The organism is Devosia sp. Root413D1 (genome assembly GCF_001425235.1).
In the GTDB taxonomy this organism is placed as follows: Bacteria; Pseudomonadota; Alphaproteobacteria; order Rhizobiales; family Devosiaceae; genus Devosia_A.
On sequence record NZ_LMEA01000001.1, the window covers coordinates 666480 to 683324 of the forward strand.

Here is a 16845-nt window from a genome sequence, read left to right on the forward strand (position 1 = left end):
AAGGTGATCTCTGGCTCTGTGGCGATCGCCGCCGGCGGCGTTGGCGTCGCGGCGGCCGGCGCCGGCTCGGAAACCAGCAACCACGTCGGGGTGGAAACCTCGGCCTATATCTCCGGCGATGGCGCCGGCATCACTGCCGGTGACCTCAGCATCGCCGCCGACGACACCATCGACATGGAAGCCTATGCGGGCGCCGCGTCGATCGCTGGCGCGGCCGGCGTCTATGGCGGCGCGGCATCGATCGCTGTGACCGTGGCCGAGAACTTCAGCAAGTCGACGGTAAAGGCCTATATTGCGGACGCTGGCGCCGTGGTGGTCACCGGCACGGTGGCCAAGGACGCCCTGGGCTATTTCAATCGTCTCAAGGACGGGGTGGTGGCGACGCCCGACCCGCTGCAGTTCCAGCTCGCGACCGGTAAGGTCGAGATCGGTGCAACCAGCGATATTACGCTCGATGCCACGGCCGAACTCGCTTCGGTGGCGGTCAACCTCAGCATCGGCCCGACCTTGGCCGGCGGCGGCGCCAAGACCACCAACAACGTGGTCGCCGTGACCGACGCCTATATCAACCACAGCACCCTCAATGTGAACGGCGATATCGAAATCACCGCCGACACCGATGTCACGACGACCGCGGTCAATCGCGCGCTCACCGTGGCCGCCGGGCTGTTCAGCCTTGCGGTCTCGGGCCTCGATGCCGATACCGATATTGATATCGACAACACTGCCCGCACGTTCGGCACCTCCAGCATCGACGCGCGTGATGTAACGCTGCGCGCCACCGCGACGCCATCCGCCAGTGCGGAGACCGAGGCGGCCACCGGCGGTGTCCTCGCCGTCGGCGTTTCGAAGGCCGACGTCGATGTCGATGTGCTCTCGAAGACCGAGACGACCAATACCAGTTTCGCCGTTCGTGACCTGACATTGCAGGCCGAGGAGGCGCGCGCCTCCGCCACGGCCAATACGGCCTATGCCTCGTCGCAGGGCATTGTCGGGGCGCTGATCGGCGCCGATGCCACCGTCACCAATGCCGACCATATCGGCGCCATCTCGGCGCTGCTCGGCACCGGCACCTCGATCGTCGCTTCCGGCACTGTGGCCGCCACGGCGCGCGGCGACAACCGGCAGCGCGCCGCCTCCGACAGCGCCGCCTTCGGCCTCGTCGCCGCCGGCGCCACCAAGGCCACGGCAACCTCCACCTCGAACACCAAGGCAGAGGTTGCTGCCAACGTCAGCATCACCGCTGGTGATCTGGTGGTGCGCGCCAACGGCAATGACGACAACGCCTCGTCGGCCAGTCCCGGCGCCGGCGGCCTCGTCGGTATCGCCTCGGGCGAGGCTGACACCGTGGCGAATGTCGCTTCGGAAGCCAAGATCGGCGGCAACGCGCAGATCACCCTGCTGGCCAATGCCACGACCGGCGCCACCGGTGCGCTGCGGCTCGCCTCCGACCAGAACACCCTCGCCAATAACGAGATTAAGACCAGCTCGTATGGCGTGATCTCGGGCAACGGCACCTCGGCCACCAACGACGTCAACGCCAACAGCACGGCGCGCTTCGCCAACAGCGCCGATATCATCGCCGCCAGCATCTCGGCCTCCGCTGCCAATCACTTCACCAAGGCCGATATCGGCACCAATGTCGACGGCATCTCGGCCGGCGCCATCAGCATCGCCGGCTCCGAGATCCGCACCGACCTGTCGCTCAGGACGCTGACCATCGTCGAGGACAACGTCACGCTGACGGTGCAGAACGCCTCGCCCGATGCCGGTGGCATTTCGCTCTCGACCTTCAACGACATCTTCTATGCCGACACCGTCGCCTATAAGGGCGGTGGCGTGATCTCCGGCATCGGCGCCTCGAGCACGCTCGACACCAAGGATGACGCGGGCGACGACGACGACAATGGCAACGGTGTCGTCGGCACGGTGCAGATCGGCACCAACCCGGCAACGACCAGCAACTCAAACATCAAGATCAGCTCGACCGGCGACGTTCGCCTCGCCTCGAACAGTGAAGTCGACGCCACCATCAAGGTCAGCGTCGACAACTACGGCTTCCTCACCGCCTCGGCGGCGCAGAGCGTGCTCGAGATCAATCCGGTCCACAACATCACCATCGGCGGGGGCGCCGAGATCAAGGCGCTGCGCCACGTCCGCATGCTGACCGGCATGGACGAGAGCTTCACCCGCGACAGCTACAAGCTCGCGACCTATGCCGACACGCTGGCCGGCAGCGTCATTCCGCTCGACAAGGTGCGCAACGACAGCCTGCTGTTCATCACCAACCGCATCGACGTAATGGACGGTGCGACGGTGCTGTCGGGTGGCAATGTCGACGTCCTGGCCGACACCTTCGCGCTCGCCAATATCATCTCGCAGGGCAAGAGCCGGAACTGGGCCACCGCCGTCAGCGACGGCATCAACAGCGCGCTGGGCGGCGCCGAGACCTTCACCAGCAATGGCGGCTCGGAGGTGGATTCCGTCGTCAACGTGGACGGCACCATCCGCACCGGCCTTAACCGCGTCGTCAACGTGGTGATCGAGTCGGTCGGCGGAACGCAGGCCAACCCCACGGCGGTGATCACCGCAAAGGGTGCGGACGGCTCGGCGATCGACACCGTCACGGTGAAGCTGGTCAAGAAGCAGCTCACCTCCAACTACGTCGACGAGCTGGTCAAGGCGCGTGTTGAATACGACAAGTATCGCGACGACGCCGTGGTGCGCGCCTTCTGGCAGGGCGAGATCAAGCGCCTGACCCGCGAACTCATCTTCCTCGGTCTCGCGGAACCGCCGCGGGACGATAACGGCAATGTCATCGTCGCGATCGACCCGGTCACCAACCAGCAGGTCGTCATCCCGGTGCTTCGCGAAGTGCTGACGATTGTCGTCGACCCGATCTTCGCTTCGGCCGGCCGGATTCACGTCATGGCCGATGTCCTGCAGGGCGATGGTACGCTCGATGCGCCCGGCGACGTGTCGGTCAGCATCGAGAACAAGACCCAGGCCTTCCTCGACATCAAGGGGATCACCATCCCCGAGAACAATGGCGGCGTGTTCCTCAACGGCCTGCAGAACGAGATCTCGGCCTCGACCAGCGAAGCCGTGGCCAACGGCAAGATCGACACGGCCAACGCCAGCAACGTCGCGACCAAGAACAACAAGGACGACACCGGCTTCGACCACACTTGGGTCGCCGGCGACGCCAATTTCGACATCACGCTCACGCCCGGCATCCGCACCGATGCCAGCATTCTGATCAAGAACAGCTGGCAGCGCAGCAGCACCGACCAGCCCTGGCCGGGGATTACCGTGTCGGGCGCCATCGACGCGATCACCAGCGATGTGATCATCGACAACTCGATCGGCTCGGGCGACATCACCATCAATGCCGAGATCGACGCCAATTCCGTCGACCTCAGGACCCAGGGCTATGTGCTGATCGACCTGCCGCCGGGCAGCGTCTACCACTCGGGCGGCAACCCCTACGAGGACTGGAAGGCCATCTCCACCGATGGTGGCGTCGGTGACATTACCTCGCCGGCCGCCGGCACCAACCTCGTGGCGCAGCCGCCCAAGCCGGGCATCACCGCCAACCGGGTGTCGATCACCGCCGAGTTCATCGACCTCAACGGGGTGATCACCAGCGGCAAGGAGGATTATGTCCTCAACCTCAACCAGGCGACGATCAACGAGATCGCCCTGATCGAGAAAGGCAAGCCGACCACCAAGCAGGTGCTGCTGAAGAGCGCCAGCACCGGCGCGTTCAACGCCTACTGGGACGTCGAGACCAAGAAGATCGTCATCGAGGAATTCCGCGTTCCTGGCGGCTCGATCACCATCACCGGCAACCTGCTCAATACCGGCAACGGCATCATCGAGGCGCTGGGCGGCTACGTCCACGTCAAGGTGGTCAACGACACCAATTATGACGTGGTGATCAGGCAGCTCGACGTGCGCGATCGTGGCGCCGGTACCATCCGGCTTAACGACAAGGCCAAGGCGACCAATGCCGACGGCTACAAGCAGACCTGGTATCAGGTGAACGACGACGGCACCGTCACGGTCCGCGAGAGCCAGTTCAAGCTGGAGACCACTCCGGGCTCCAGCGCCACTGCTCCCGGCAAGCGCGCGTATGAAGAGATCGCCGCCAGCGTGGCCACCACCAACCATGTGGCGGGTGTGGATGGACCCTATCGCGAGACTTTCACCTACAAGCCGCAGGAAGGCTGGCGCTTCGGCTGGACGGTCGGCAAGGTCGTCGAGACCAAGGACACCAGCGTCTACACCACCTCGAAGTGGCTGGGCATCGATGCGTTCTCCCCCGATGCTTTCGACGCGTTGCCGTCGGTCATCACCGTCATCGAGGGCCCCTCGCTGATCGACAACTCGATCTTCTTCTACCGTGACACCGTCGACGCCGCGAGCGCCACCGATGCGGACGCCGTCCACACCTATGAGTCCGACGAATTCAACCTGGACGAACAGCGGTTCTACAAGGACCTGCCGACGATCAGCCACTGGTACGGCACCAAGGACTACCGAAAGCAGGAAGATATCCTGTCGACCGACCAGACCAACGGCCGGCACACCATCGAAGCCGACCGTCCGGTCACCATCCGCTTCACCGGTTATGAAGAGGCGCGGGTCGAGATCGACTCGAACGGCACCGGCAATGTGATCATCGAAGGCGGCATCCTCAACGAGACCGGCCTCACCAAGATCACCTCCGAGGGCAGCATCGACACCTCGCACGCACAATCCGTGGTGCAGGGCGTGCGCATCGAGCTCGACGCCAAGAACGATATCGGCGCCGACAACATGGCCAATGTCGGGGAAACCGGCGGCACGCTCACCAACATAAAGCCGATCAACATCGACCTGGTGGACAAGTATCCCCCGGGCTATTTCAAGACCGACACCTTTGCCCAGCTGACCGCCACGTCGCGGACCGGCGGCGTCTACCTCAACGAAATCTCGGGCGACATGTCGGTGGTCTCGGTGACCGCGTCGCAGGGCGACGTCGTGCTGGTGGCGCAGGCGGGTATCGTCGCCGCCGAAACCGCGGCCGGGGTGTTTGCCAACGGCCTCGTCACCGGCAATTCGATCGACCTGATTGCCGACCGCTATGTCTCGCAGGACCAGGGCCTGCCGGATGGCGCCGTCGGCGGCATCGGCAACGGTGCGGCGCGGCCGCTGCAGATCAACTCCGGAGCGCTCGCCGAACACCGCGTCACCATCAAGGCGGTGGGCGACGTCGCGGTGCGCGAGACCGCCGGCGACCTTCGCCTGATCGCCGCCGAGACCCAAGGCAACGTCTACATCAAGGTGGATGCCGGCTCGCTGACCGACGCCGATTTCACCGTGCAGAAAGACCTGCGCAGCCGCGAGCAACTGCTCGCCGGCATGTGGAAGGATCTGCAGCTCACCGTAGGCACCGGCGTCAACGAGAAAATCTCGGACACGCTCACCGGCTATGAGAGCTGGAAGCGGCAGGAGTACCAGGCCTATTGGCAGATGAAGGGTCAGTTCAACGGCACCTCCGTCAAGCTGACCGCGCTCGAGGTCGCCTATTTCCAGGGCCTCTACCCCAATCCGACGGACGCAGCCAGCCAGATCGCCACCCTCGAGGCGTCGCGCACCCAGCAGTATCTGGCGCTCAAGGCCGTCTACGAAGGCTATGGCGATACCCAGCGCACCGATATCGACGCGGCCTATCAGCAGTATTGGGCCTACCGGACGGCGCAGCCCAACACCGCCGGGTCGATCACCATCACCGGTGCCGCGCTGACCGCCCTGCAGAACCAGCTGCGGACCGAAGCGCTGTTCAAGAATGCCAACCTTGCCACTCCGCTGGAGGATGCGGCCCTCGACGCCTATGTCACCGCGTTCATCGCGACCGGCGTCAGCGCGGAACAACTCCGGCAGACCAACGACTACCACGACCTGCACAAGATGTTCGGCAGGCTCGGGGAAACGTCGCAGACCTGGGACAAGACCGGGCCGAACTACAAGTACCTGTTCGCCGTTGGCACGGTGAAGGCCGACCTGACCGCCGGCGTGAAAGTCTGGACCGAGGACGAACTGCTGTTCGCCTTTGGCTCGGGCATCTTCAAGCCGGTCACCGACACCGAAACGGTGATCGAGGCCAACAATGTCGATACTGCCGGCAACCTGACCATCGACGCCAACAAGAATATCGGCAAGGTCGCCGACGCGCTGGTGATCACTCTGGGCGCCACGCCGGCCTCGCTGACCGAGGATGAGCGCGTCGCCATCGCTTCGGCCGAGCGGCAGGACATCGTGTTCGCCAAAAAGGTCGAGCAGGGTCTTGCTGTCAGCTTCGGCAACAACGCACTCGGCAAGGGCACGATCACGCGCCTTTCGGGCTCGTGGACCGGCTACAGCGTCAACGACTACATCTATGTTGGCGGCGAGACCACCAACGCCACCACCAAGGGCGGCTACTACAGGATCGCGGCGATCGACGGCGCGACGATCACCCTGGTGGGCAAAGCCGCTGCTGGGGTCGCGGAAGCCAAGCCACAGCTTGGCGTCGAGGCCAGCCGGACCGTTGCCATCGCCAACGCGGTGCTCGATCCGCTCGCGGCGGCCAGTGGCGTCATCACCCATGTCATCGTCGCGCAGCGTGATGACGTCGATGTGGCGATCGATGGCGTGATCAACGCCAGGGCCGGCGGCTCGATCTACCTGGGCTCCGAGCAGCAGGTGAAGGTCGACAAGATCGAGGCCGGCGCCGCCGGCACGATCCGGCTGAAATCCAGTGCCTCGATCGTCAACGCACTGAGCGGCAGCGGAGTGAACTTCAAGGCCCTCGATATCGTGCTCGAAGCCGGCGATGGCGGCATTGGCGAGAGCAATGCCGTGACCGTCGAGATGTCGGCGGGCGGCAGCCTCATCGCCCGTGCCACCGAGGACGTGCGCATCACCGCGCCGACCTCCAACATGTATGTCGAAGCGATCTACTCGCGTTCGGGCGATGTCTACCTCTCCACCACGCTCGGCTCGATCCTCGATGCGCTCGGTACGGACGGCGAGAAGATCCGAGCCAACCATATCTCGCTCACCGCCGGCGGCAGCATCGGCACCGCCACCGACGCCGTCGAGATCGTGGTGACCGGCGCCTATAGCGGCGTCGCCACCAATGCAGACACCACCGGCACGGTGATCGCCACCGCAGCGGGCGACATCTCGCTCAATGCGGTCGAGCGCAACTTCAACGTGCGCAAGATCACCTCCACCGCCGGCAACGTGTATCTCGGCGCCGAGCTCGGCTCGATCCTCGATGCCGAGTACAACCCGCAGGGCACCCAGCTCGGCGCCGACATCATCGGTAATTCGGTGAGCCTGTCGGCTCGGATCGCCATCGGCCAGGCCGGCAACGAGCTCGAAATCGACAGCTCGAATCAGGCTGCCGGCAAAGTCCGCGCCTTCACCGATCTCGAGAGCATCTACCTCGCCGAGACCACCGGCGACCTCAACCTCGACCAGGTCGGGACGCCCACCGCGGACCTCGGGGATACCAAGCCGCTCGCCTTCCTCGTGGCGATGACCGGCAGCATTCTCAATGCCCGCTCCGACACCGCGACGGACAAGCGCAACATCGTCTCGCGCCGCACCTTCATGTCCGCCAACCAGAGCATCGGCAGCGCCAGCAAGTCGATCGTTACCGAGGTCGGCAATCTCGAGGGCAAGGCGCTCAACGGCAGCACCTACGTCGCCAATCTCGGCGCGCTGACCGTCGGTGACGTCAATGCCAACAATAGCGGCGTCAATGCCGCCAACGGCGCGGTCTTCATCAAGGCGTCCAGTCCGATCATCATCGCGGAATCCTCCATTGCCGCAGGCGTGTTCCAGGCCTGGGCCGAGGACGACAACGAGGCCAATGGCGGCGAAGACGCGCTGCCCGACGACATCACGGTCAAGGCCGGGGTGACGATCCAGTCCACCGCGAACGAAGTCCGATTGCTGGCGGGCGATAACCTGCTGGTCGAGGGTGCCTTCGTGTCGGCGGACCCGTTGCTGAACAAGTCGGCCGCGGTGATCAAGGCGGCGACGCAGATCGTCATCAAGGTCGACTATCAGGACGGCGTCGCCGATCCTGACGCAGCCGGTGGCGTCGCCACGCTCAAGGGCAGTTTCACCGCTCCGACCATCACCATCACCGGCGGTGCCCAGGACGATTCCGTCCTGTTCGACCTCGAGGCGCTCAACGGCAACACCTTCGTTTTCGGCGGCGCCGGCAACGACACGGTTACCGTCGACCAGCTACCGTCGATGACCACCTACCAGGGCGTTGTCGATGCCGACGGCGTCTTCGGCAAGGACGGCACGGGCCGCGAACTGCGCGACGAGCTGACCATCGACGGCCAGAACGGCAGCGACCTCACGGTCGTCAACGTTCGGGGCACGACCTCGGACTACGTCATCAACGTGGTCGATACCGGCAGCAAGCTCGATGCCGGCGATGTGCTGCGCGTCGAGGGCACGGCTGCGGCCGATGTGTTCCTGATGCGCAGGAACATGATCGCCAATATGCATCGCACCGGCGTCGACACCTACGCCGATGCCTTCGAGCGGATCAACTACACCGCCGACATCAATGGCCGCGTCATCGTCAACGGCAATGACGGCGACGACGAGTTCTACTTCGACGACAATTCGGCGGTCATGACTGTCGACGGCGGCGTCGGCAACGACCGCTTCCAGGTCGGCCAGCTGTTCGCCACACCGCGCGACGCGGCGGCGATCGAATCGGTCGAGGATCGTTTCGAGACGGCGCCGATCAGTTTCGGCGCCCACCTCTCGAACGGCATCACGCTGCCGGCAGTGCTCTACGGCGGCGTCGGCGACGATCAGTTCGTGGTCTATTCCAACAAGGCAGATCTCCGCCTCGAAGGCGAGGACGGCAACGACGAGTTCGTCATCCGGGCCTTCGCGCTGTCAGGCAGCGCCAACGTCAAGCTCAACGGCGGCACCGGTAACGACATCATCCAGTACAACGTCAACGCCCCGGTCGATATCGACGGCGGCGCCGGCTTCGACAAGATCGTCGTGCTCGGCACTGAGCTCGCCGACAACTTCGTCATCACCAAAGACGGCGTTTATGGCGCCGGCCTCACGGTCCGCTACGCCAACGCCGAGGCGATGGAAGTCGATGGCCTCGAGGGCGACGACACGTTCTACGTGCTGTCCACCCCGGCCGATGTCGTCACCACGCTCATCGGTGGCCTTGGGTCGGATACGTTCAACGTCGCAGGCGACGTCACCGAGACGGTGGTCGCTGACAATGACGGCGACCTGGGTGCGATCAGCCATACGGTCACCAGTGCCGACCCGCGCTACAACGGGTTGTTCGTGCGTGGCCTCGATTTCTCGGCGACTGGCTCCACCACCAACACGGTGGCGCTCGCCACCGGGGACGGGCTCAACGTCCTTGAAGACGGCGGGACCGCGGCGTTCGACAGTTATACATTGACCTTGCCGAACACGCCTGTGGCGTCGGTTTTCGTCACCATCTCGGCGGCGCAGGCTTCAGCGATGGTCGCGGCGCGACCCGGCGGCCCGGGCAAGACGGTCCTGGTTTCGCTCGACAACGTGAATTTCTCGGAATCCGTGACGGTCGAGTTCATCGCAGGCGACGCGACGCCGACGGCGACCATCTACGTCAAAGCCGAATCTGATGGCGCCGAAGAGGGCGAGAGCACAGTGGTGATCTCGCACTCGGTGATCAGCACCGATCCAAACTACATCGACTTCGACATTCCGAACGTCACCGTCCGGGTGCAGGACGACGATCGCGCCGACCTGCTGATCACAGAGCTCCACGGCAACACTCAGGTGTTCGAGGGCAACGCGGACGGCGACAGCTACAAGGTCAAGCTTAGCAAGCCGCCGGCACTCGGCGAGGTGGTGACGGTTACACTGTCCGCGCCTGCCGGGCTCACGCTCTCGGCCACGACGCTGAAGTTCGGCCTCGTCGCCAACTCGTCCGCAGGCATTGTCGCCTGGGACGACGCGCAGACGGTCAAGGTGACGGTGACCAATGACGGCATCGCCAACCGCTACCTTGCCGACATTGTCCACACTGTGACCAGCGACGGCGGCGTCTATGCCGACGTGGATGTGGCCCGAGTCCGTGTCGACGTCGTCGACAGCAATACCGCCGGCGTCGAGATCATCGAGACCGATGGCTCGACCTCGGTTTCGGAGCTCGGCCAGACCGACAGCTACCAGATGGTGCTCACCACGCCGCCGAACGCAACGGTGCGGGTCATTATCGAGGTCACCGGCAAGGCGAAGCCGCAGCTCGTGGCCGGCGGCCGTGTGAACTATGACTCCGACACCGAGGATTACTACGTCGACTTTGACGCCGGCAACTGGGACCAGCCGGTCACGGTCGATCTGGTCTACGATCCGCTCGGGGCCGACAGCACGGAAGACCACAAGACGTTCACGCCGCAGCCGCATGACCTCGTGGCTATCCAGGGTCCGCTCTTCATCGAAGGTGGGGTCGGCCCGACCCCGCGGTCGATCACCCGCGCTGTGGCGCTGCCGGGCGAAGTCAACGACGCGGTGGTTCGCAATATTACCGTGGACGACGTGCCTGACGTCGACCAGCTGGTGGTGTTCGCCGACACCGTCCAGGCCAACCAGACCGGGCGGCTCACCGCCAATACGATCACTGGTCTCAACATGCCGGCGGCCGACCTCGTTGTCGACAAGGGCGATGGCACGACCGATACCTTCGCGCGCGGCATCACCTACGGCAACGTGCATGTCGTCGAAGTGCTGCTCGGCAATGGCATGGACACGTTCCACGTCGATAGCACGCACGCCGATACGCTCACCGTCATTCATGGCGGCGGCAAGTCCGACACCCTGATCGTCCACGACAGCACTGGCCCGCTGGTATTGTTCGGCGATACCTCGGCCAATGGCGAGCGCTACGGCGCCTTGCCGGGAGATCCGGACGGCACCGCCTATGCCTTCACCCAGTATGGTGACGATTTCATCGACGCCACCAACGCCAACGGCATCGTGGTGGTCGATGGCGGAGCCGGCATCGACACGCTCAAGGGCGGCAACGATACCAGCTTCATCGCCGGCGGCACCGGCGATGACAAAATCACCGGCGGGACGGGCAAGAACTGGATCATTGGCGACAGCGCCTTTGACGTGGATTACCTCAAGCGCACCGTCATCATTGATGCCAGTGCAACCGCCGCGGGCGACGACACCATCACCGGCGGCGACAATGACGACGTCATCCTGGGCGACCACGGCCTGATCGACCAGGCCGGTCTGATCGACGGCACGACGGCTGAGTTGGTCGAAGGCACGCTCAACATGATGAGCCACCATGATGTCGTGCAGGTGCGCAGCACCAACGCCGACTACGGCGGCAACGACACCATCGACGCCAAGGCAGGCAAGAACATTGTCCTGGGCGGGTCGGGCGACGACATCGTCACCGGCCTCGGCGGCACGGACATCCTGTTCGGCGACAACGGCGTGGCCAAGTTTGCCAACCAGGTTGTGACCGAGATCGAGAGCACGGACACCGACAAGGGCGGCGTCGACACCATCACCACCTATATCGGCGCGGCAGTGGTCGGAAACCTCCGCAACGTCGTGGTCGGCGGCTCCGCTGGCGACATCATCAAGGTCGATCCGGGTACCGGCACGGGCGATCCGGGCAAGGCCGGCGACGTTGTCCTCGGCGACAATGGCTGGATCGTCTTCGATGCAGCGGCACAGGTGAAGTCCATCGTCTCGACAGCGGTCGACCACGGTGGGGCTGACAGGATCACCACCAGCGCCGGCCGCAATATCGTCATCGGGGGTGCTGCCGGCGATACCATCACCTCTGGTGATGAAGCGGACGTGATCCTTGGTGACAACGGGGCGGCCTTCTTCGTCGCGGGTGTGGCGCTGCGCGTCGAGACCACCTCGACCAGCAAGGGTGGCAGGGACATCATCAAGGCCGGAGCCGGCAAGAATATCGTCATGGGCGGGATGGACGACGACACCATTGACGCGGGCGACGGCACCAGCGTCATTCTCGGCGACAACGGCCTCGCGCTGTTCTCAAGCTCGGCCCTGTTCCAGGGCGAGCCGCAGGTGGTGCAGACCATCGCGCACGAGCACTTCGGCAACGACACCATCACCATCGTCAACGGCAACCACATCCTCATCGGCGGCTCTGGCGCCGATACGATCACCGCCGGCGACGGCAACAGCGTTGTCGTCGGCGACAACGGGGTCGCCAATTTCGAGGGCGGCAAGCTGGTGGCGCTGGTCAGCGAGAACACCTTCGACGACGAAGACGAACACAACGTCATCCCCGAATACGACGGTGTCGACATCATCAAGGTCGGCAACGGCTTCAACACCGTGATCGGTGGCGGCGCTGGCGACGACATCGACGTCAAGGACGGCAACAGCGTCGTCTTCGGTGACAGTGGCTACGCCAAGTTCCTCAACAACAAGGCGACGATGGCTTTCTCGCTGCAGCCCGAATTGGGCGGCAACGACAAGATCCGCGCCGGCAACGGCGATGCGGTGATTTTCGGCGGTGCGGCGGACGATAATATCGCCATCGTCGACGGCAACAGCACCTTGTTCGGCGACGGTGGCCATGCCGAGTTCGTCGATGGTGTGGTGACGGTCGCGTACTCGATCGCGCCTGGCGTCGGCGGCAAGGATATGATCCGCGCCCGCGACGGCGATGCGGTGATCTTCGGCGGGGCCGACGACGACAACATCGAAAACCGCAATGGCGACAGCACGCTGTTCGGCGACAGCGGCCATGCCGAGTTCACCGGTGGGGTGGTGACAGAGGCATACTCGATTGCGCCCGACGTCGGCGGCAAGGACATAATCGTTGCCGGGTCGGGCAACAACGTCGTCTTCGGAGGTGCCGACGACGATGAGCTCAAGGTCGGCACAAGTCAGTCCGACCTGCTCGGCTCGGTCCTCTTCGGCGATAACGGCTATGCCAAGTTCGTGAACGGGACCGTGACCACCGCCTATGTCATTAACCCCGAAACCGGCGGTGCCGACACCATCGAAACCGGTGATGGCGACCACCTGTCGATCGGCGGCGCCAACGGCGACACCATCACTACCAAGGGCGGCAATGATATCGTCTTCGGTGACAACGCCTATGTCGAGTTCGGCCAGGTTGGCAGTGGATTACTCGCAGGCGAGTTGACGCTGGTGCGTGCCTTCTCCATCGCGCCCACCGCCGGTGGTAAGGACATAATCGACACCGGGGCGTCGAACGATATCGTCATCGGCGGCGCGGACGCCGATACGATCAAGTCGGGCGACGGCGACGACCGGGTGTTCGGTGATCACGCGCTGTTCGACATCACCAACCCGGCCAACCAGCTGGTGATTTCCATCTACTCCGGTGCTGCCGATGGCGGTGGCGCGGACAAGATTTGGGCCGAAGCCGGTAACGACATCGTCCTCGGCCAGCAGGGCGACGACACCATCGAGGGTGGCGACGGCGATGATGACCTTGTTGGCGGCCACAACGTGGTCGGTAAGATCGAAGGCGGCGTTGCAACCGCCGGCAGCGACGGCAACGACACGATCCTCGGCGGGGCGGGCGAAGACGTCATCCTCGGCGACAACGGCGTCATCGGGCGGACGATCACCAATCTGGCGACCGGCGGCACGTGGAAGGACTACACCTTCAAGCTCAACCCGCCCATCGCCAACCGGACGGCGGCACTGATGCGCGAGTTCGTGCTGTTCGACCATGCCGACAAGATCGGTGGCAACGACACGCTGTATGGCGGTGACGGGGAGGACCGCATCAACGGCCAGCGTGGCAACGACACCATCTATGGCGATGCCGGGGTCGACGAGATCGTTGGCGGCCTTGGCGCCGACACCATCCAGGGCGGTGCCGACGATGACCTGATCCTCGGTGACGAGGGGCAGATCCTGCGGGCCCTCAACGCCGACGGTTCGGCCGTGCTCAACTCCAACGGCACCTGGCATCGCGATGTCGTGCTCGAGGAAGTGGCTGTTGTCGCCGGGCTGTTCGAGCTGCGCTCGAACCTCGCCGGCATCGATGCGACGACGGCTGGCAATCTGCTGGGCTACGACGCCCTGCTGGTCGGCGGGCGCACCGCCGACGGGGTCGATGTCACCACCAACGGCGCCTGGCAGACGGTCGCCATCGGGGTATCGCTCGAGCCGGCCTATAATGACACCATCAACGGCAATGACGGCGACGACATCCTGTTCGGCCAGCGCGGCAACGATACGCTCAACGGTGATGCCGGCAACGACGTCATCTTCGGCGATCGCGCCAGCAACAACGCCGCCTTCGCCACCGACCTGCCGGGCATCGTCAACGCCTACCGGGTGATCGCGGCCGACGCCGCGCTCGGCCTGGCGCTGCCGCTGTTCGGCGAAGTGGTCGTCCCGGCGGTGAACCTGCTGCCGAGCGAGCTTACGCCGTACCAGCCGCAGCTCGACGTCTACCCCTATGCCGACGGCTTTGCCGGCGACATGGCGGGCCGCAACAAGCTCAAGGTGGGCTCCGGCAACGCAGCCTTCTCGATCCTTGCCGCGGTGCAGGGCGACGCCACCGGCGCGTCCGACATCTATGGTGATGACATCATCCATGGCGGCGACGGCGCCGATACGATCTTCGGCGACGATGGGCGCATCCGTGCCGACCAGGGCACCGGCTTTGCAACCATCGACGAGAACCTCGCGGGTCTGTCGGTGACGATGCAGAACCTGTTGACCAACCTCTCCTCGCTCGCCTTCGCCGAGAACGCCAATGTCGGCGGCACCCACACCGTGGTCACCATCGGCAAGGACGAGATCTACGGCGACGGCGGCAACGACACGGTGTTCGGCGATAGCGGCACCGTGGTGGTGCCGGCCCGCATGCTGGTGCTCGATGGCGCCAATGACCAGGCGGCGGTGCTCGCCATGAACGCCCAGGTGTTCCGCCTGCAGCGGGCGTTCGCCGACCTGTCCTATGTGGTGCATGCCGCAGGCACCAAGGTGATCGCCGATTACGTGACCAAAAACGGTATCCAGGGCAACTACAACGCCAGGAACGCGGTGCTCCGCCCGGCCACCCACACGCTCGAGATCGGCAACGACCTCATCGATGGTGGCGCCGGCATCGACATGCTGGTCGGCGACCACGGCGTCACCACCATCCCGTCGATCATGCTGACCCGCCCGACCCCGACCAAGACCTATACGGCGGCGGCCAAGGCGGCGATCGATGCGGCGCTCAAGACGCAGGACCAGACCCTGACCACTGCGCTCGATGCGCACCTGCGTGTCGACCACACCATCAATGCCTCGGCCAACTCAGGGGCTGCGTGGCTCTACGGCAACCAGACCGTCTACAAGCTGCGCATCGGTAACGATGAGATGCGCGGTGGCACCGAGGACGACGTGATCATCGGCGATACCGGCCTGCTCGAAGTGCCCTCGGTGTTCCAGGGTTACACGGCGACCCAGGCCAAATCGATCGCCGACAAGATCCAGGACTCGTTCCTCAAGACCATCGACGCCCTCTATATGGGCAATATCGGCAGCGCCACGGCGCTCGCCAACGCCTTCGGCGTGCAGACGACGCTCAGCCGCGGCAAGCAGACCGATTGGTCGTCGAACGGCTCGATCCACAGCTGGCTGACCGACCTGGCCGACCCGCGCCAGGGCAAGAAGCCGGCGATGGATCACATCCGGCTCAACGCCGACCTCATCAACGGCAACGATGGCAACGACATCGTCATCGGTGACAATTCCTACGTCATGCCGGTGGTCAACGGGGCCGGCGCTGCCGGCGTCGGTAGCGCCATCCGCGTGCTGCCGATCGGTGAGCCGGGCGCCAGCCAGTCCTCCACCCTGCGTTACAGCTATGATTGGGGGATCCTGGGCAAGCTGCACCGCACCGGCGTCGCGGACGTCAACCTCAAGTCGATCTACAACATCGACACCGACACGATTTACGGCGATGCCGGCAATGACGTGCTGTTCGGGCTGCAGGGCGACGACACCGTCGATGGTGGTCTTGGCGATGACACGGTGTCGGGCGGCAATGGCTATGACACGGTTGGCGGCGGTGCCGGCAACAATACGCTGGGATACGACCGTTCCCGCGACAAGGTTGTGCAGACCGCCGGAGCCAGGGACGCGATCAAGCAGACGGTCGACGCCAGCGCCAACAGCACGATCCTCGGACGCAGCTGGCTCTCGCCGATGTTCGACGGGCTGGCCAAGGACGTGAACCGGGCGGCGGCCACCGGCCTGCTGTTCGGCAACAATGCCCCCGCGGTCACCACGCCCACGCTGGCCGGCGGCGCCGTGCAGAAGACCATCGAAGCCAAGGTCCGTCCGCCGGTACGCGAGCCGTTCGTCTTCGTGCCCAGCGTCACGGCGCCGGCGTTCGAGCCGATCAACCTCGCGACCCGCGCCGTCGATGCCAAGTACCACTCGGCCCGGCCGCTCCCGGCTGATCTGATCACGCTGCTGAAGACCAGCAACATCGTTATTGAAGCCAATGACGAGGACGATCTGGACGAGCGGAGTGATCTCGATCACTGGCTCTACAACATCCTGACCGGTGATTTCGATCTGTTGCCGCCGGTGCTGGGGCGGTCCGGGGCGCTGGTGTTCGATGACGAAACCGGCGGCTTCATCCCGCTTGACGACTAGGCCCCACCCGGGGAACTCCGGGTGGGGTGTTGCAGCTGTGCCACGCCGACCAAGGTCCGGCCCGTTCAGGTGAATATGACTGTATCGGGGCTTGCTGAGTCCGGCGTCATGCTGCGA

1 protein-coding gene (cut by a window edge) is annotated in these 16845 nt (G+C 64.6%); it reads left to right on the top strand.

Features of this window, described 5'->3' with window-relative positions; all coding sequences use genetic code 11:
• Nucleotides 1-16728: the 3' portion of an LEPR-XLL domain-containing protein gene (locus ASC89_RS03295; protein ID WP_055994519.1), read on the top strand. Its footprint begins 12813 nt before the window's first position; only the last 16728 of its 29541 coding nucleotides appear in the window; its start codon lies off the left edge, out of view; its stop codon occupies nucleotides 16726-16728.
• Nucleotides 16729-16845: the final 117 nt, after the last annotated feature.